This window comes from Paracoccus solventivorans, assembly GCF_900142875.1.
In the GTDB taxonomy this organism is placed as follows: Bacteria; Pseudomonadota; Alphaproteobacteria; order Rhodobacterales; family Rhodobacteraceae; genus Paracoccus; species Paracoccus solventivorans.
The window spans coordinates 90248-108529 of sequence record NZ_FRCK01000002.1 but is presented as its reverse complement, the minus strand read 5'-3'; the positions used below and the strand labels follow the sequence as shown (position 1 = coordinate 108529).

General features: G+C 67.7%; 13 protein-coding genes and 1 tRNA gene. 12 read left to right on the top strand and 2 right to left on the bottom strand.

All coding sequences use genetic code 11. The features are described from left to right. The first annotated feature begins 84 nt into the window (after positions 1-84). A complete protein-coding gene (locus tag BUB57_RS03785; protein WP_073062424.1) occupies positions 85-726 on the top strand; it encodes a TRAP transporter small permease subunit in 642 nt (213 codons plus the stop codon). After that, the gene (locus tag BUB57_RS03780; protein WP_073062420.1) at positions 723-2843 is read left to right on the top strand and encodes a TRAP transporter large permease; all 2121 of its coding nucleotides are present in this window, start codon (positions 723-725) and stop codon (positions 2841-2843) included. Before BUB57_RS03785 ends, BUB57_RS03780 begins: the two co-directional genes overlap by 4 nt. Positions 2844-3048: 205 nt before the next feature. On the opposite strand, the gene BUB57_RS03775 is transcribed toward BUB57_RS03780, so the two are convergent. Then, the gene (locus BUB57_RS03775) at positions 3049-4155 is read right to left on the bottom strand and encodes a TRAP transporter substrate-binding protein (RefSeq protein WP_073063586.1); all 1107 of its coding nucleotides are present in this window, start codon (positions 4153-4155) and stop codon (positions 3049-3051) included. A 284-nt stretch (positions 4156-4439) separates the two neighbouring features. Here BUB57_RS03775 and BUB57_RS03770 point away from each other — a divergent pair, with 284 nt between their 5' ends. The 3 genes from BUB57_RS03770 to BUB57_RS03760 all read left to right on the top strand — a co-directional run bounded on the left by BUB57_RS03770 (position 4440) and on the right by BUB57_RS03760 (position 7263). After that, entirely contained in the window at positions 4440-5267 is an 828-nt protein-coding gene (locus BUB57_RS03770; RefSeq protein WP_234951976.1) for an ABC transporter permease, read from the top strand. Beyond that, entirely contained in the window at positions 5264-6070 is an 807-nt protein-coding gene (locus BUB57_RS03765) for an ABC transporter permease (RefSeq protein ID WP_073062413.1), read from the top strand. The genes BUB57_RS03770 and BUB57_RS03765 overlap by 4 nt, the downstream gene beginning before the upstream one ends. 113 nt (positions 6071-6183) lie before the next feature. Beyond that, on the top strand, positions 6184-7263 hold the full coding sequence (locus BUB57_RS03760; protein WP_073063583.1) for an ABC transporter ATP-binding protein: 1080 nt from the start codon (positions 6184-6186) through the stop codon (positions 7261-7263). 140 nt (positions 7264-7403) lie between these two features. Here the strand turns inward: BUB57_RS03760 and tpiA are convergent, their stop codons facing one another. Beyond that, positions 7404-8150 carry a triose-phosphate isomerase gene (gene tpiA / locus BUB57_RS03755; protein ID WP_073062410.1) on the bottom strand — a complete coding sequence of 249 codons (747 nt, stop codon included), beginning with the start codon at positions 8148-8150 and terminating at the stop codon, positions 7404-7406. Positions 8151-8333: 183 nt separating this feature from the next. Here tpiA and metH point away from each other — a divergent pair, with 183 nt between their 5' ends. From metH to BUB57_RS03720, 7 genes are all read left to right on the top strand, one after another. Beyond that, positions 8334-12083: a methionine synthase gene (gene metH / locus BUB57_RS03750; RefSeq protein WP_073062407.1), complete on the top strand. Its 3750-nt coding sequence runs from the start codon at positions 8334-8336 to the stop codon at positions 12081-12083. A 79-nt stretch (positions 12084-12162) separates the two neighbouring features. After that, positions 12163-12249 (top strand) — tRNA-Leu (locus BUB57_RS03745). Positions 12250-12428: 179 nt separating this feature from the next. Further along, the gene (locus BUB57_RS03740) at positions 12429-13532 is read left to right on the top strand and encodes an ABC transporter ATP-binding protein (protein ID WP_073062404.1); all 1104 of its coding nucleotides are present in this window, start codon (positions 12429-12431) and stop codon (positions 13530-13532) included. Positions 13533-13561: 29 nt separating this feature from the next. Beyond that, positions 13562-14644, top strand: a complete 1083-nt coding sequence (locus tag BUB57_RS03735) for an ABC transporter substrate-binding protein (protein WP_073062401.1) — start codon at positions 13562-13564, stop codon at positions 14642-14644. Between the two features lie 84 nt (positions 14645-14728). Beyond that, positions 14729-15805: an ABC transporter substrate-binding protein gene (locus BUB57_RS03730; RefSeq protein WP_073062397.1), complete on the top strand. Its 1077-nt coding sequence runs from the start codon at positions 14729-14731 to the stop codon at positions 15803-15805. Between the two features lie 55 nt (positions 15806-15860). Then, positions 15861-16937: an extracellular solute-binding protein gene (locus BUB57_RS03725; protein ID WP_073062394.1), complete on the top strand. Its 1077-nt coding sequence runs from the start codon at positions 15861-15863 to the stop codon at positions 16935-16937. Positions 16938-16980: 43 nt separating this feature from the next. Beyond that, positions 16981-18279: an ABC transporter permease gene (locus BUB57_RS03720; RefSeq protein WP_073063580.1), complete on the top strand. Its 1299-nt coding sequence runs from the start codon at positions 16981-16983 to the stop codon at positions 18277-18279. The last annotated feature ends 3 nt before the right edge of the window (positions 18280-18282 follow it).

Here is an 18282-nt window from a genome sequence, read left to right as displayed (position 1 = left end):
TCCGCGCATCGTCGAGTGCCGCAGCGGCTTCGTGGCCCGCGCAGATGCGCCCCCGACCCCCGCTGCCAGAAGAGGAATGAGTTCATGGGCGGCCTGTTGGCCCTGTCGCGCGGCATCGACCGCATCAACACGGTGATCGGGCGCAGCGTCAGCTGGCTGATCCTGATCGCCGTGATCGTGAGTGCGGGGAACGCGATCATCCGAAAGGTCTGGTCGATCTCGTCCAACGCCTGGCTGGAACTGCAGTGGTATCTCTACGGGGCGGCGTTCCTGCTGGCCGCGGCCTATACGCTGCTGGAAAACGAACATATCCGCATCGACATCCTGTATGGCGCGCGGTCGCGGCGCACCCAGCACTGGATCGACCTGATCGGGCATCTGCTGTTCCTGATGCCCTTCGTCACGCTGATGATCTGGCTGATGATCCCGTGGTTCGAGCGGTCCTACCTGTCGGGCGAGCGGTCGATGAACGCGGGCGGGCTGATCCTGTGGCCGGCCAAGGCGCTGCTGCTGGCCGGGTTCATCCTGCTGTTCTTCCAGGGCATCTCCGAAATCATCAAGAAGATCGCGGTAATGCGGGGGCTGATCCCCGACACCCAGGCGCAGTTCACCAGCCACGGCGAGCTGGAGATCGACGAGCAGCTGCTGGCCGAGGCGGGCTTTGTCCAGCCCGACGCCGACACTGACGACACCGACGGCAGCAAGCGGGGAGAGCCGCGCAAATGATGGCACTCATCGCGCAGAACATGGCGCCGATCATGTTCATGAGCCTGGTGGTGTTCCTGCTGCTGGGCTATCCGGTCGCCTTCGCGCTGGCCGCCAACGGGCTGCTGTTCTTCGTCATCGGGGTAGAGCTCGCGCCGCTGTCGGGCGGCTCGATCAACCTCAGCTGGCCGCTGCTGCAGGCGATGCCGGAACGGCTGTGGGGGTTGCTGAGCAACGAGACCCTGCTGGCGATTCCCTTCTTCACCTTCATGGGCATCGTGCTGGAGAAATCCGGCATGGCCGAGGATCTGCTGGACACCATCGGCCAGCTGTTCGGCCCGGTGCGCGGCGGTCTGGCCTATGCGGTGATCATCGTCGGCGCGCTGCTGGCGGCGACCACCGGCGTGGTGGCGGCCTCGGTCATCGCCATGGGGCTGATCTCGCTGCCGATCATGCTGCGCTATGGCTATGACCGGCGCGTCGCCTCCGGGGTGATCGCGGCCTCGGGGACGCTGGCGCAGATCATTCCGCCCAGCCTGGTGCTGATCGTGCTGGCTGACCAGCTGGGCCGCTCGGTCGGCGACATGTACAAGGGGGCGATGATCCCCGGGCTGGTGCTGACCGGGCTCTACATGAGCTATGTGTTCGTGATGACGCTGGTGCGGCCAGGCTCGATGCCCGCGCTGCCGAAAGAGGCGCGGACGCTGGGTTCGGGCGTGGCCTCGCTGCTGGTCGCGATCGCGGCGACGGTGGCGATGGCCTGGCTGGCGTTCCGCTGGCTGCATCCGACGCAGGGCACCAATGCCGACATCCTCGCCCCGGCGCTGGCGGTGGTGGTCATCTACATCATCGCGCTGCTGGACCGCGCCCTGCGCATCAACGCGATGAGCCGGCTGGCGCAGCAGGTCATCATCGTGCTGATCCCGCCGCTGGCGCTGATCTTCCTGGTGCTGGGCACGATCTTCCTGGGCATCGCCACCCCCACCGAGGGCGGCGCCATGGGCGCGGTCGGCGCGCTGGTGCTGGCCGCCGCCAAGGGCCGGCTCAAGGGCGGGGTGATCAGTCAGGCGCTGACCGCCACCACACGGCTGTCGGCCTTCGTCATGTTCATCCTGGTGGGGGCGCGGGTGTTCTCGCTGACCTTCTACGGGGTGAACGGGCATCTGTGGGTCGAGCATCTGCTGACCTCGCTGCCCGGCGGCGAATACGGGTTCCTGATCGTGGTCTCGATCCTGGTGTTCCTGCTGGCGTTCTTCCTCGATTTCTTCGAGCTGGCGTTCATCATCGTGCCGCTGCTGGCCCCCGCGGCCGAGGCGCTGGGGATCGACCTGATCTGGTTCGGGGTGCTGCTGGCGGTGAACATGCAGACCTCGTTCATGCACCCGCCCTTCGGCTTTTCGCTGTTCTTCCTGCGCTCGGTTGCGCCCAAGGCGCCCTATCGCGACAAGGTGACCGGGCGGATGATCGAGCCGGTGCGCACCGGGCAGATCTACTGGGGGGCGGTGCCCTTCGTGGTGATCCAGCTGGTGATGGTGGCGGTGGTCATGCTGTTCCCGGGGCTGGTCATGCATTACAAGGGCCCGCCGATCGACACCTCGAACGTGCAGATCAACATCCCGATGAGCGGCGGGCTGGGCGGCGGAGGCCTCGGCGGGCTTGGCGGAGGCGGCCTTGGCGGCCTAGGCGGCAACCCGTTCGGCGCACCCGCCACCCCGCCCTCGCCGGGCGAAACCCCCACCCCGGCCGCACCCGCCGCGCCTGCGGCAGGTGGGCTTGGCGGGCTGGGTGCGCCGCCGAGCTTTGGCACGCCCACACCAGCTGCGCCTGAGGCCGCGCCCGCCGCGCCCGCCGCGCCCGCCGCGCCTGCGGAAGGTGGGCTTGGCGGGTTGGGCGCGCCGCCGAGCTTTGGCACGCCCGCACCGGCTGCGCCTGAGGCGGCGCCCGCCGCGCCTGCGGCAGGTGGTCTTGGAGGGCTGGGCAGTCCGCCGAGCTTCGGCACGCCCACACCGGCAGCGCCTGAGGCTGCGCCCGCTGCCCCGGCCGCGCCGGAGACTGCACCCGCTGCGCCTGCGGCAGGTGGTCTTGGCGGGCTGGGTGGGCCGCCGAGCTTTGGCGCTCCGGCCGCCACCGCCGACTGAGCCGGCAACCGGGACGACGAAAAAGGGCGCCCCTGCGGCGCCCTTTCTGCTGTCCGAAATCAGGAAAGATGCAGCGCCCGGACCTCGTGCCCGGGCTGCGGCCCGGCTGTGGTCCCTGACGGGCGGGCGCAGGCGTCGCTCCGCCTCAGCCGCGCATGAAAAAACCGCCGCCCCGATGCGGGGCGGCGGTTCTCAGTGGCGGTCCTTACAGCTTGCCGTTGCGCTGCTGGATCATCATCATCGTGTCGAAGGTGTATTCGCCGGTCTGGCTGTAGAGATACCAGTCGGCGAGGAAGGGCTTCTGCGCCTCCCACATGCGCTTGAACTCGGGGTTCTCGGCCGAGAGCTCGTCATAAACCTGGCGCGAGGCCTCGAAGCCCGCGACCATCACGTCCTCGGGGAAGGGCAGGGGCTGGGCGCCGCTTTGCGCCAGCCGCTTCAGCGCCGCCGGGTTCTTGTAGTCGTATTCGGCCAGGGTGTTGATGTCGACGGCCATGCAGGCGGTGCGCAGGATCGACTTGTAGGATTCCGGCAGCTCGTTCCACTTGGCCAGGTTGAAGAACATGCCGACTGTCGGCGCGCCTTCCCAGAAGCCGGGGTAGTAGTAGTAGGGCGCGACCTTCTGGAACCCCAGCTTTTCGTCGTCATAAGGGCCGACCCATTCGGCGGCGTCGATGGTGCCCTTTTCCAGCGCCGGGTAGATGTCGCCCCCCGCCAGCTGCTGCGGCACCACGCCCAGCTTCTCGACGATGCGGCCCGCCAGCCCGGCGATGCGCATCTTCAGCCCCTGCATGTCGGCCAGGCTGTTGATCTGCTTGCGATACCAGCCGCCCATCTGCACGCCGGTGTTGCCGCAGGGATAGCAGATCAGATTGTGCTTCTGCAGGAACTCGTTATAGGCGTCGATCCCGCCGCCGTGATAGTTGTAGGCGGCCTTGCCGCGGGCGTTGAAGGTCCAGGGCAGGTCGGCGCCGCAGGCGAATGCCGGGTCCTTGCCCCAGCTGTAGTAGCCGACCGAGTTCGCCATCTCGACCGTGCCGTCGGTGGCCGCGTCGATCGACTGCAGCCCGGGGACGATCTCGCCGGCGGCAAACACCTGGATGTTGAACTTGCCGTCGGTCGCCTCGCGCACCCGGTCGGCGACGTCGACGCCGCTGCCATAGATGGTTTCCAGCGACTTGGGGAAGGACGAGGCGCAGCGCCAGTTGATCGTGGGCTGCTCCTGCGCGATGGCGGGGGCGGCCAGCCCGGCGCCGGCGGCTGCGGCCGCGCCGCCGACCGAGGCGGTGGTCAGGAACCGGCGGCGGTCCAGTCGGGTGGTGTCGGTCAAGTCGTATCCTCCTGTCGAGTGATCCGGGCGCGCTCTTGACCGGAGCGCTACCCGCTTGCGGCGCAGATTGCATTCTTGCCGCGGCGCTGTCCACAAGCCGTTGCAGGGGTTTGCCCGATCCCGCCGGGGCGGCGGGGGCAGGCGCGCGGGGCCCCGGTGTTTTGCGTCTTTCCCTTCTGTGCCGACTGTGGAATCCATGGTGAAAACAAGGACCGACAGGGACGGCAATGGCAGCAAGCGGCACAGAGTCGGGGCAGGGCCTGCGCATGATCGCGCCGCCGCTGCTTTATGCGGTGCTGATGCTGGCGATTCCGCTGCTGACCATCCTGACGTTTTCCTTCATCCGCGACGGCTACCAGATCGTCATCTGGGAGTTGACGCTGGAAAACTATCGCGCGGTCTGGGCCGACCAGATCTTCCGCGCGCTGATGCTGCGCTCGCTGGGGGTGGCGATGCTGGTGACGCTGGCCACGGTGGTGCTGGCCTTCCCGGTCGCCTATTTCCTGTCCTTCGTGGTGGCGCCGCGGCGCAAGGCGATGTGGATCTTCCTGATCACCATCCCGTTCTGGACCAGCTACCTGATCCGGGTGTTCCTGTGGAAGGTGATCCTGGGCTATAACGGGGTCATCAACTCGGGGCTCAAGTCGCTGGGGCTGATCGAGCAGCCGCTGTCCTTCCTGCTCTACAACACCGGCTCGATCGTGGTGACGCTGGCGCACGCCTATGCCCCGTTTGCAATCCTGCCGATCTATGTGGCGCTGGAACGCATCGACCGCTCGCTGCTGGAGGCGGGGCGCGATCTCGGCGAAAGCCGGGCGATGACCTTCTGGCGGGTGACGCTGCCGCTGGCGATGCCGGGGGTGCTGGCGGCGGTGCTGATCGTGTTCATCCCCACCATGGGCGATTACGTCACCCCCACCCTGATCGGAGGCGGCAAGATCCCGATGGTGGCCAACCTGATCCAGGCGCAGATGCTGGACATCGACAACAAGCCACTGGGCTCGGCGATCGCGGTCACCGCGATGCTGATCGTCACCCTGCTGGCGGCGCTGTTCCTGCTGCTCAACCGCCGCTTCCTGCGGGTGCGGACATGAGGGGCGGGGGCTTGCGCGCCTATGCGCTGCTGTATCTGCTGTTCCTTTACGCGCCGATCCTGCTGCTGCCGGTCTTTGCCTTCAACTCGGGCACCATCGTCGCCTTTCCGCTGAACGAGTTCACCACCCAGTGGTTCTCGCAGCTGTGGGGCAACACCACCCTGCGCCGGGCGCTGGTCAATTCACTGACCATCGCGGTCAGCGCCGCGGTGCTGGCGACGGTGCTGGGGATGTTCGCGGCCCGCGCCTCGACCCGCTACCGCTTTCCGGGGCAGGGGGCGGCGCTGGGGCTGATCATGCTGCCGCTGGTGCTGCCGGAAATCATCGTCGGCGTGTCGCTGCTGGTGGTGCTGCTGGCGGTCGGGGTCGAGCTGTCGGTGCTGACCGTCATCATCGGGCACACGCTGATCTGCACCCCCTATTCCGTGGCGATCCTGACCACGGCGTTTTCCTCGCTGGACCAGTCGCTGGAGGAAGCCGCGCAGGATCTGGGCGAATCGCGCTGGAACGCGTTCCGGCTGGTGATCCTGCCGCTGGTGATGCCCGGCATCATGTCCTCGCTGCTGATGAGCTTCACCATCAGCCTGGACGAGTTCATCATCGCCTTTTTCCTGGCGGGGAACGAGCCGACGCTGCCCACCTATATCTTCAGCCAGCTGCGCTTCCCCAAGGCGATCCCGATGATCATGGCGCTGGGGACGGTACTGGTGGCGGCCTCGATCCTGCTTCTGGCGCTGGCCGAATATTTCCGCCGCCGCGGCGCCGCCCGCACCGGCCAGACCAACAGCGGAGGATTCCCGTGACCGCCCAGACTTCCGGTCCCGCCCCGAACCCCGGCCTCGCGCCTGCGCCCGCCGCCGCCGGCCCGGCCCGCGACGCACAGGGCCGCCCCACCCCCATCTCCTCGCGCCGGGCGATGATCGAATGCCGGGGCGTGCATAAATATTACGGCGACTACCACGCGCTGCGCGGCATCGACCTGACCATCCGCGAGGCCGAGTTCTTTTCCCTGCTCGGCCCCTCGGGCTGCGGCAAGACCACGCTCTTGCGCACCATCGCCGGGTTCGAGGACATTTCCTCGGGGGTGGTGCTGATCGACGGGCGCGACATGGCCAGGGTGCCGGCGAATGCGCGGCCGACCAACATGGTGTTCCAGTCCTACGCCATCTTCCCGCATCTGACCGTGGCGCAGAACGTGGCCTTCGGCCTGCGCCGCGACCCGCGAAGCCGCGCCGAAAAGGCCGCGGCGGTGGAAGAGGCGCTGGCGATGGTCGGGCTGAAGGGCTATGGCGCCCGCGCAGCGCACGCGCTTTCGGGCGGGCAGCGGCAGCGGGTGGCGCTGGCCCGGGCGCTGATCCTGAAACCCAAGGTGCTGCTGCTGGACGAGCCTCTGTCGGCGCTCGACCGCAAGATGCGCGAGCAGATGCAGGTCGAGCTGATCAAGCTGCAGCGCCAGGTCGGCATCACCTTCGTGCTGGTCACCCACGACCAGGAAGAAGCCTTGGTCATGTCCGACCGCATCGCCGTGATGTTCGAGGGCGAGATCGCGCAGCTTTCCTACCCCGAGGAGCTTTATTCCCGCCCGGTCAGCCGCCGCGTCGCCGATTTCATCGGCATGATGAACTTTCTGCCCGTCCGCATCCTCGGCGACAGCGACGCGGGCGTGCGCGTCGACGTGCCGGGGTTCGGCGAGTTCGACATTCCCGCCGCCAATGTCAGCCGCGCCGATCCGGGCGACCCCGGCCCCTCGGTCGGCTTCCGTCCCGAGGCGGTGACGATCCTGTCACGCGACGCCCCGGCGCCGCATCGAGAGACCCCCGGCGTGATCGAAGAGGTCGTCTATTACGGCGACATGACTTATTACGATGTGCGGCTGGAGGGGGCCGAACGCCCGGTCCGCATCTCGATGCGCAACGTCTTCGGCCGCGACATCCAGGACCTCGGCACCCGCACAAGGGTCAGCTGGTCCCCCGGCTCGCTGATCCTGTTCCGCTGACGCCGGGCGCAGCCGCGCGGCGCTTCTTCATCACTCAAATATCCCGGGGCTTCCGAGCGCCCGGAAAACGGTCCGGTGGACCGTTTTCAGCGAGGAAGGCCGCAGGCGCGAGGGGCAGCGCCCCTCTGCCCGCCTTGCCGTCAGGCCGCGTCGAGCGCCGCGATGATGGCGCCGAAATCGCTGGCCTTGAGGCTGGCGCCCCCGACCAGCGCCCCGTCGACATCGGCAATCGCAAAGATCTCGGCCGCGTTCGAGGGCTTGACGCTGCCGCCGTAGAGCAGCCGGAACCCGGCGCCGTCGCCGAAACGGGCGACCAGGGCTGCGCGCATGGCGGCGTGGACCTCGGCAATCTGCTCGTTCGTCGGGGTGCGGCCGGTGCCGATGGCCCAGACCGGTTCATAGGCGATCACGGTGTTGGCCGCGGTGGCGCAATCGGGCACGGACCCCGCCAGCTGCCGGGCGATCACGTCCAGCGTCTGACCCGCGTCGCGCTGCGCCTCGGTCTCGCCCACGCAGATCACGCTGGCGATGCCGGCGCGGTGGGCGGCGACAGCCTTGGCGCTAACGGCCGCGTCGGTCTCGCCATGGTCGGCGCGGCGCTCGGAATGGCCGACGATCACATAGACGGCGCCGGCGTCGCGCAGCTGCTCGGCCGCGATGTCGCCGGTATGGGCGCCCGAGTCTTTCGCATGGCAATCCTGCCCGCCGACCGCGACCACGCCCTGCCCGGCGCGTTCCACCATCGGATGGACCAGCGTCGCGGGCGGGCAGATCAGGATCTCGCAGCGGGCGCTGCCATGCTCGCGCATCAGGGTTTCCACCTCGGCCAGCGAGGCGATCGTTCCGTTCATCTTCCAGTTGCCGGCGGCAAGCTTGCGGGGCGCCATGTGATCCTCCGTATGGGTTGGCCCTCGCCTAGCCCGGCAGGGCGGCGGGGATCAAGGGCGGCAGCGCCGCAGGTCCGCCCGGACATGAGCTGCGTTCATGTAAAGCCTGCAAGACATGAATTACACATCTTGTCGCGCCTGCCCTATACAGGCGGCAATCCCAGCCGAACCCGATAGGTCGCCATGTCCTCCCAGTCCCAGCCCACGCTGTCCCCCGTTTTCGATGCCATCCGCGAAGCCGCTGCAAAGCGTATCCTGATCCTCGACGGCGCGATGGGGACGCAGATCCAGCAGCTGGGCCTGTCCGAGGATGATTTCACCGGCCACGGCGCAGGGTGCGGCTGCCATATCCACTCGAACCACCCGCAAAAGGGCAACAACGACCTGTTGAACCTGACCCAGCCCGCGGCGATCGAGGAAATCCATTACCGCTATGCGCTGGCCGGCGCCGATATCGTGGAAACCAACACGTTTTCCTCGACCAGCATCGCGCAGGCCGATTACGGGATGGAAGCGCAGGTGTTCGAGCTGAACCGGCAGGGCGCGATCCTCGCGCGCCGGGCGCTGGACCGGGCCACCGCGCAGGACGGGCGGCCGCGCTGGGTCGCGGGTGCGCTGGGGCCGACGAACCGCACCGCCTCGCTCAGCCCCGACGTGAACAACCCCGGTTTCCGCGCCATCAGCTTTGACCAGCTGCGGGTGGCCTATGCCGAACAGATCCGCGGGCTGATCGCCGGCGGCGCCGATCTGATCCTGATCGAGACGATCTTCGACACGCTGAACGCCAAGGCCGCGATCTTTGCCGCCGACGAGGTGTTCGAGGATACCGGCCTGATCCTGCCGCTGATGATTTCCGGCACCATCACCGACCTGTCGGGGCGCACCCTGTCGGGGCAGACGCCGACCGCGTTCTGGCATTCCATCCGCCACGCGCGGCCGCTGACCGTGGGGCTGAACTGCGCGCTGGGGGCGGATGCGATGCGCCCGCATCTGGTCGAGCTGTCGGATATCGCCGACACGCTGACCTGCGCCTATCCCAACGCCGGGCTGCCGAACGAGATGGGCGCCTATGACGAAACGCCCGAGCTGATGGCCGCGCAGATCGGCGGTTTCGCGGCCGAGGGGCTGGTCAATATCGTCGGCGGCTGCTGCGGCTCGACCCCCGAACATATCGCCGCCATTGCCGCGGCGGTGGCCGCGCATCCGCCGCGCCGGGTGCCCGAGATCGCGCCGCAGCTGCGGCTGTCGGGGCTGGAGCCGTTCATCAAGACCGACGCGATCCCCTTTGTGAACGTGGGTGAGCGCACGAACGTCACCGGCTCGGCCCGGTTCCGCAAGCTGATCACCGCCGGGGATTTCCCCGCGGCGCTGGAGGTCGCGCGCGACCAGGTGGAAAACGGCGCCCAGATCCTCGACGTGAACATGGACGAGGGGCTGATCGATTCGGCCGCCGCCATGACCACATTCCTGAACCTGATCGCGGCGGAACCCGACATCGCCCGCGTGCCGCTGATGATCGACAGCTCGAAATGGGAGGTGATCGAGGCCGGGCTGAAATGCACCCAGGGCAAGCCGGTGGTGAACTCGATCAGCCTGAAAGAGGGCGAGGAGCAGTTCCTGCACCACGCCCGCCTGTGCCGCCGCTATGGCGCCGCGGTGGTGGTGATGGCCTTCGACGAAACCGGGCAGGCGGATACCGAGAATCGCAAGGTCGAAATCTGCTCGCGCGCCTATGAGTTGCTGGTGAACACGGTCGGCTTCCCGCCCGAGGACATCATCTTCGACCCCAATATCTTCGCCGTGGCGACCGGGATCGAGGAACACGACAATTACGGTGTCGATTTCATCCGCGCCACCGCCCGCATCCGGCAGGGGCTGCCGCACGCGCATGTCTCGGGCGGGGTGTCGAACCTGTCCTTCAGTTTCCGCGGCAACGAGCCCGTGCGCGAGGCGATGCACGCGGTGTTCCTGTATCACGCGATCCAGGCCGGCATGGACATGGGCATCGTGAACGCGGGCCAGCTGGCGGTCTATGACCAGATCGACCCGGCGCTGCGCGAGGCCTGCGAGGACGTGGTGCTGAACCGCCGCCCGGCGGGCGAGGGCACCGCGACCGAGCGGCTCTTGGATCTTGCCCAGCGGTTCAAGGGCGAGGGCGGCGCCAAGGCCCGCGAAAAGGACCTGTCCTGGCGGGAATGGCCGGTGGACAAGCGGCTGGAACACGCGCTGGTCAACGGCATCACCGAATACATCACCGAGGATACCGAGGAAGCCCGGCTGGCCGCCGCCCGTCCGCTGCATGTCATCGAGGGCCCGCTGATGGCCGGGATGAACGTGGTCGGCGACCTGTTCGGCGCCGGCAAGATGTTCCTGCCGCAGGTGGTGAAATCGGCCCGGGTGATGAAACAGGCCGTGGCCCATCTGCTGCCCTTCATGGAGGCCGAAAAGTCCGAGGGCGGATCAAGTTCCGCCGGCAAGGTCTTGATGGCAACGGTGAAAGGCGACGTGCACGACATCGGCAAGAACATCGTCGGCGTGGTGCTGGCCTGCAACAACTACGAGATCATCGACCTGGGGGTGATGGTCCCGGCGCAGAAGATCCTGGAGACCGCGCGGGCGGAAAAGGTCGACATCATCGGGCTGTCGGGGCTGATTACCCCCTCGCTTGACGAGATGGTGCATGTCGCCTCGGAAATGGAGCGCGAGGGCTTCGACATCCCGCTGCTGATCGGCGGCGCCACCACGAGCTGCATGCATACCGCGGTCAAGATCAACCCGCGCTATCACAAGGGGCAGACCGTCTATGTGACGGATGCCAGCCGCGCGGTGGGGGTGGTCTCGAACCTGCTGTCGGACGAGAAGGTCAGCTATATCAGCGACCTGCGCCGGGAATATGAGGAGGTCGCGAACCGCTATAACCGCGGCGACGACAATCGCCCGCGGCTGTCGATCGAGGATGCGCGCGCCAATGCGGTCAAGCCGGACTGGTCCGCCTATCAGGCGACGCCGCCGCAGTTCACCGGTACGCTGGCGCTGCCCGACTGGGACCTGGCCGAGATCGCGCGCTATATCGACTGGACCCCGTTCTTCCAGACCTGGGAGATGAAGGGGGTCTATCCCCGCATCCTCGACGACCCGAAGCAGGGCGAGGCGGCGCGGGCGCTGTTCGCCGATGCGCAGGCGATGCTGGCGCGGATCATCGAGGGGCGCTGGCTGAGCCCGCGCGCGGTCATCGGCTTCTGGCCGGCGAACCGGGTCGGCGACGACATCCGGCTGTGGGCGGACGAGGACCGCGCCACGCCGCTGGCCACGCTGCACACGCTGCGCCAGCAGGTGATCAAGCGCGACGGCCGCCCGAACGTGGCGCTGGCCGATTTCATGGCGCCCGAGGGCCAGCAGGACTGGATCGGCGGCTTCGTGGTGACGGCGGGGGACGAAACCGACCGGGTGCAGGCCTTCAAGGACGCGCATGACGATTTCTCGGCGATCCTGCTGCAGGCGCTGGCCGACCGCTTTGCCGAGGCGCTGGCCGAGTTGGTGCACGAGCGGGTGCGCCGCCAATACTGGGGCTATGCGCCGGGCGAATCCTTCACCCCGCAGGAGCTGATCGCCGAACCCTATCAGGGCATCCGCCCGGCGCCGGGCTATCCCGCCCAGCCCGACCACACCGAAAAGCGCACGCTGTTTGCGCTGCTGGATGCCACCGCGGCGACGGGGGTCGAGCTGACCGACGGCATGGCGATGTGGCCGGGGTCCTCGGTTTCGGGGCTCTATCTGGCGCATCCCGACGCCTATTATTTCGGCGTCGCCAAGGTCGAGGCCGACCAGGTGGCCGATTACGCCGCCCGCAAGGGGATGACGCTGGCCGAGGCCGAGCGCTGGCTGGCGCCGCTGCTGAACTATACCCCCGCCGCGGTGATCGCCGCCGAGTGACGAAAACCGGCCCCGAAATCTGCCGCGCCCCCTTTTCAAACGCCGCGGGCGCGGCTATGTCAGCGCTCACCACGGATATGCGGTCGTGGCGGAATTGGTAGACGCGCAGCGTTGAGGTCGCTGTTCCTTAACCGGAGTGAAAGTTCGAGTCTTTTCGACCGCACCATGACAAAGGCGCCCCCTCGCGGGCGCCTTTTTCGTTTTGCACCGCGCCCGGGCCCGGCGCCGCCGTCGGTGCAATCGTCGGCGGGATCGGCCAGTTTCACCAAAATACGGCATTGCGGGACGATTGGGGCGCTGGTTAGAGTGTCCATGCGCAGACAAGAACGACGGGGAGCGAGCGCCTTGACCACTGCCTTCGGCAACGACGGTTTCGTCGTCTTCGACCATGTCCAGAAAAGCTACGACGGCCAGACCCTTGTCGTGAAGGACCTCAACCTCTCGATCGGCAAGGGCGAGTTCTTGACCATGCTGGGCCCCTCGGGGTCGGGCAAGACCACCTGCCTGATGATGCTGGCGGGGTTCGAGACCGCCACCCATGGCGAGATCCGGCTGGACGGACGCAACATCAACGACGTGCCGCCCCACAAGCGCGGCATCGGCATGGTGTTCCAGAACTATGCGCTGTTCCCTCATATGTCGGTGGGCGAGAATCTGGCGTTTCCGCTGGAAGTCCGCGGCATGGGCAAGGCCGAACGCGAAAGCCGCATCACCCGCGCGCTGGACATGGTGCAGATGGGCAAGTTCCGCAACCGCCGCCCGGCGCAGCTTTCGGGCGGCCAGCAGCAGCGGATCGCGCTGGCCCGGGCGCTGGTCTTCGACCCGCAGCTGGTGCTGATGGACGAGCCGCTGGGCGCGCTGGACAAGCAGCTGCGCGAGCATATGCAGTATGAAATCAAGTCGCTGCACGACAGTCTTGGAATCACCGTGGTCTATGTGACCCACGACCAGGGCGAGGCGCTGACCATGTCGGACCGCATCGCCGTGTTCAACGACGGCCGCATCCAGCAGCTGGCCGCGCCCTCGGTGCTGTACGAACAGCCGGAAAACAGCTTCGTCGCGGGATTCATCGGCGAAAACAACAAGCTGCCCGGCACGATCGAGAAGCTGGACGGCACCCGCGCGCTGGTGCGGCTGGCCACGGGCGAGCTGATTGACGCCACCGCCGTCAAGGTCGCCGGCATCGGGCATCAGACGCTGGTCTCGATCCGCCCGGAACGGGTCGAGTTCAAGCCCGAGCTGATGCCCTCGGACGCCCACACCATCGACGCGCAGGTGCGCGACGTGATCTACATGGGCGACATCCTGCGCGCCCGGATGACCGTCGCCGGCAGCGAGGATTTCGTGATGAAGTTCCGCAACACGCTGGGCCAGACCCGGCTGGAGCCGGGCCAGCGCATCAGGATCGGCTGGCACCCGCAGGACGCGAGGGCGCTTGATCCGGTCTGACAAGAATCGCACTTAACGGGAGGAAAGACATGAAGAAACTGCTGATCGCCTCGACGGCACTGGTCGGGATGGCCTCGATGGCCTCGGCCCAGGGCAGCGGCGTGCTGAACATTCTCGACTGGGGCGGCGCCTATGGGGCCTCGCACGCGGTGGCCTATAACGCCCCCTTTGAGGCCGAGACCGGCATCCGCATCACCGTGGCCGACGCCGACAACCCGGCCACCCCGATCAAGGCGATGGTCGAGGCAGGCAACGTCACCGCCGACGTGGCCTCGGTCGAATATGCCGACGCGCTGCGGCTGTGCGACGAGGGTGCGCTGGAAACCATCGACCTGTCGGTGCTCAAGCCCGGGCCGGACGGTGCGACCCCCGAGGATGATTTCCTGCCCGGCGCGCTGACCGACTGCTTTGTCGCCACCGACGTCTGGTCGATGGTGATGGCCTATGACGACAGCAAGTTCCCCGACGCCAAGCCCTCGACCCCGGCGGATTTCTTCGACACCGCCAAGTTCCCCGGCAAGCGCACCCTGCGCAAGGGCGCCAAGTTCAACCTGGAGTTCGCGCTGATGGCGGACGGGGTGGCGCCGGCCGATGTCTATGACGTGCTGGCCACCCCCGAGGGCGTGGACCAGGCGTTCGCCAAGCTCGACACCATCAAGGGCGACGTGGTCTGGTGGGAAGCCGGGGCGCAGCCGCCGCAGCTGCTGGCCGACGGCGAGGTGACGATGGCCTATGCCTTCAACGGCCGCATCTTCAACGCCGCCATCGGCGAGAACAAGCCGTTCAACATCGTCTGGACCGGGCAGGTCTACGAGATGGAGGGCTGGATCATCCCGAAAGGCGCGCCGAACAAGGACAACGCGCTGAAATACATCGCCTTCACCACCGAGGCCGAGCGCCTGGCCCGCGCCGCCGAGCTGATCAGCTATGGCCCGACGCGGAAGTCCTCGTCCGGGCTGGTCGGCAATGTCGACGGCAAGGACATCCCGATGTCGCCGCATCTGCCCACCACCCCCGGCAATATCGAGCAGGGCATCAACTCGAACGCCGATTTCTGGGTCGACCACGACAGCGAGCTGAGCGAGCGTTTCAACGCCTGGCTGGCCAGCTGACCTGACAGGGTGGGGGCGTCGCCGCAGTGTGGCGCCCCCATCGACCGCCCTCGCAACCGACCCCTTCAACGGGAAGGAACCCATATGACGAAACGACTGATCGCGGGCACCGCGCTGGCGCTGATGGCGGCCACGGCGGTTTCGGCCCAGGACGGGATCACCATCACCACCTATGGCGGCGCCTTTGGTGAGGCGCTGAACGAATCGCTGGCCAAGCCCTTTACCGCCGAAACCGGGATTCCGGCGATGATGGTCGACAACTCGGACCCCCCGGCCAAGCTCAAGGCCGAGGTCGAGGCCGGCAACGTCACCGGCAACGTGTTCGACGTGGAACAGTCCGACGTGATCCGGCTGTGCGACGAGGGGCTGATCGAGCCGATCGACCCCGCGATGCTGGCGCCGGGCGCCGACGGCTCGACGGCCGAGGACGATTACCTGCCGCAGGCGCTGCACGAATGCGCCACCGCGATCATGGTCTGGGCCACGGTCATCGCCTATGATGTCGGCGCGTTCGACACCGCGCCGGCCAAGGTCGCGGATTTCTTCGACCTGGAAAACTTCCCCGGCAAGCGCGGGATCATCAAGCGCCCGAAATACGCGCTGGAGTTCGCGCTGCTGGGCGATGGCGTGGCCCCGGACGAGGTGTATGACGTGCTGTCCACCCCCGAGGGCGTGGACCGCGCCTTTGCCAAGCTGGAATCCATCAAGGACCAGGTGGTCTGGTGGGAAGCCGGCGCGCAGGCCCCGCAGCTGCTGGCCGATGGCGAGGTCGCGATGACGCTGGCCTATAACGGCCGGATCTTCGATGCGATGGTCGGCGAGGGCAAGAACTTCGGCTTTGTCTGGGACGGCGCCAACCTCGACATGGACTACTGGGTGATCCCGAAGGGCGCCCCCAACATGGAGGCGGCGCAGAAGTTCATCGCCTTCGCCTCGGACCCGGCGCGGCAGGCGGATCTGTCGAAATACATCGCCTATGGTCCGCCGCGCAAATCGGCCGCGCCCAGCGTCGGCACCTACAAGGACGGCACCACCGAGATGGCGCCCTATCTGCCGACGACGCCCGAGAACGCCGAAAGCGCGCTGGTCAACGACGCCGGGTTCTGGGCCGACCACGGCACCGAGCTGACCGAGCGTTTCAACGCCTGGCTGGCCGGCTGAACCAGACCGGGGCGCGCGCAGACCGCGTGCGCCCCGACCCCGCAAAGGCAATTCGATGCTCAAGCCGCTGATCCTGTCCGCTGTCCTTCTGCCGGCCGCCGTTCTGGTCCCCGCGCTGGCGGATGATGCACCCCTGACCGTGGTGTCCTGGGGCGGGGATTTCGCGGCCATGCAGGATGCGGCGCTGGCGCAGCCCTTTGCCGCCGCCACCGGCCGCAAGCTGCGCTTCGTTGATACCGATGACCCGGCCGGGCTGGTCAAGGCCCAGGTCGAGGCCGGCAATGTCACCGCCGATGTGGCCAGCGTCGGGCAGGGCGCCGCCATGCGCCTGTGCGCCGAGGGCGATGTCGAGCCGATCGACCCCGCCACCCTGCCGCCCGCCCCCGACGGCACCCCCGCGGCGGCGGATTTCATGCCCGGCACGCTGGGCGAATGCTTCGTGCCGACCGACATCTATTCAACCGTCATCGCCTATGATGCGAGCGCCTTGGATCCCGCGCCGCAGACCGCGGCGGATTTCTTTGACCTGCAGCGGTTTCCGGGGCGGCGGGGGCTGGGGCGCACCCCGCAGTTCACGCTCGAGCTGGCGCTGATCGCCGACGGGGTGCCCGCCGGGCAGGTCTATGAGGTGCTGGCGACCGAGGCGGGCGTGGAACGGGCGCTGGCCCGGCTGGACGGCATCCGCGACCAGATCGTCTGGTGGGACGCCGGCGCGCAGCCGATCCAGCTGCTGGCCGACGCCGAGGTCGCCATGGCCCACGCCTATAACGGCCGCGTCTACAAGGCGGCCGAGCTCGACGGGCTGCCGCTGGCGATCCTGTGGGACGCGCAGCTTTACGAGGTCGAGGGCTGGGTGATCCCCAAGGGCGCGCCGCTGGCCGAGCAGGCGCATGAGTTCGTGGCGTTCTCGACCGCGGCCGAGGCGCAGCTGCGCAGCGCCGCGATCCTGCCCTATGGGCCGCCGCGGCTGTCGGCGCAGGCGATGCTGGCCGACGCGGGTACGGGGCTGGCCCCGCACCTGCCGACCGCCCCCGCGAACATGGCGAATGCGCTGTTCGTGGCCCCCGAGTTCTGGGCCGACCATGAAACCGAGCTGCGCGAGCGCTTTACCGCGTGGCTGGGACAGGATTGACTGGTCCCGGGCAACCGGACCGCTAGATATGACGAAGGACGCCATGCAGACCGCACTCGATCCTCACGCCGCAGTCGTCTCGGAAGCCTCGGGCGGGGCGGCGACGCTGCTGACCACCGCCGACGGGCAGCCGCTGGCGCGGGCGCTGGCCCGCAGCTCGGCCCGGGCGCGGCGGCGGGCGTTCCTGCTGGTGGCGCCGCTGCTGCTGTTCGTGGTGATCACCTTCGTGATCCCCATCGGGCAGATGCTGCACCGCTCGATGTACAACGCAGGGTTTGCGGACAACATGCCGCAGGTCTCGGCGTGGTTCCAGGACAACCCGCCCGGCACGCCCATCGACGACACCGCCTGGGGGGCGCTGGCCGCCGATCTCAAGGCCGCGGCCGAGAACCGCACCATCGGCATCGTCGGCACAAGGATCAACTATGACGTGCCGGGCACCCGCTCGCTGTTCACCTCGACCGGGCGCAAGGCCCGCGACGGGTTCGAGCCGCCCTACCGCGATGCGCTGCTGGCGGCGGACGCGAAATGGGACAACCCGACCCTGTGGCGGGCGATGCGCAGCGCCTCGTCGGCCTATACGGCCAATTTCTACCTGGCGGCGCTGGACCGCACCCGCGACGACGAAGGCAGCGTCACCATGGTCCCCGAGCGCCAGCAGGTCTATGTGATGCTGTTCAAGCGCACGCTGGGGTTGTCGCTGCTGATCACTGGCATGACCTTCCTGCTGGGCTTCCCGATCGCGCATCTGCTAGCGACGCTGCCGATGCGGAAATCGAACCTGCTGATGATCCTGGTGCTGCTGCCGTTCTGGACCTCGCTGCTGGTCAGGACCACCGCCTGGATGGTGCTGCTGCAGCAGCAGGGGGTGCTGAACGACATCTTCGTCTGGCTGGGAATCGTGGGGCCGGACGGGCGGCTGCAGATGATCTACAACCGCACCGGCACGATCATCGCCATGACCCATATCCTGCTGCCGTTCATGATCCTGCCGCTGTATTCCGTGATGCGCACGATCAACCCCAGCTATGTGCGCGCCGCGCGCAGCCTTGGCGCGACCAGCTGGACGGCGTTCCGGCGCGTCTATTTCCCCCAGACCCTGCCGGGGCTGGGGGCGGGGGCGCTGCTCGTGTTCATCCTCGCGGTCGGCTACTACATCACGCCGGCGCTGGTCGGCGGCTCGACCGGGCAGCTGATTTCCAACATGATCGCCATGCACATGACCGAGACGCTGAACTGGTCGATGGCGGCGGCGCTGGCCGCGCTGCTGCTGGGGGGCGTGCTGGTGCTTTACTGGGTCTACGACCGGCTGGTCGGGATCGACAATCTCAAGCTGGGGTAATCC

What these genes read in the sequence shown, in the direction of transcription:
- BUB57_RS03780 (WP_073062420.1), top strand. Translation starts at nt 723, where the DNA reads ATGATGGCACTCATCGCGCAGAACATGGCGCCGATCATGTTCATGAGC.
- BUB57_RS03720 (WP_073063580.1), top strand. Translation starts at nt 16,981, where the DNA reads ATGCAGACCGCACTCGATCCTCACGCCGCAGTCGTCTCGGAAGCCTCG.
- BUB57_RS03765 (WP_073062413.1), top strand. Translation starts at nt 5,264, where the DNA reads ATGAGGGGCGGGGGCTTGCGCGCCTATGCGCTGCTGTATCTGCTGTTC.
- metH (WP_073062407.1), top strand. Translation starts at nt 8,334, where the DNA reads ATGTCCTCCCAGTCCCAGCCCACGCTGTCCCCCGTTTTCGATGCCATC.
- BUB57_RS03770 (WP_234951976.1), top strand. Translation starts at nt 4,440, where the DNA reads ATGATCGCGCCGCCGCTGCTTTATGCGGTGCTGATGCTGGCGATTCCG.
- BUB57_RS03785 (WP_073062424.1), top strand. Translation starts at nt 85, where the DNA reads ATGGGCGGCCTGTTGGCCCTGTCGCGCGGCATCGACCGCATCAACACG.
- BUB57_RS03730 (WP_073062397.1), top strand. Translation starts at nt 14,729, where the DNA reads ATGACGAAACGACTGATCGCGGGCACCGCGCTGGCGCTGATGGCGGCC.
- BUB57_RS03760 (WP_073063583.1), top strand. Translation starts at nt 6,184, where the DNA reads ATGATCGAATGCCGGGGCGTGCATAAATATTACGGCGACTACCACGCG.
- tpiA (WP_073062410.1), bottom strand. Translation starts at nt 8,150, where the DNA reads ATGGCGCCCCGCAAGCTTGCCGCCGGCAACTGGAAGATGAACGGAACG.
- BUB57_RS03725 (WP_073062394.1), top strand. Translation starts at nt 15,861, where the DNA reads ATGCTCAAGCCGCTGATCCTGTCCGCTGTCCTTCTGCCGGCCGCCGTT.
- BUB57_RS03735 (WP_073062401.1), top strand. Translation starts at nt 13,562, where the DNA reads ATGAAGAAACTGCTGATCGCCTCGACGGCACTGGTCGGGATGGCCTCG.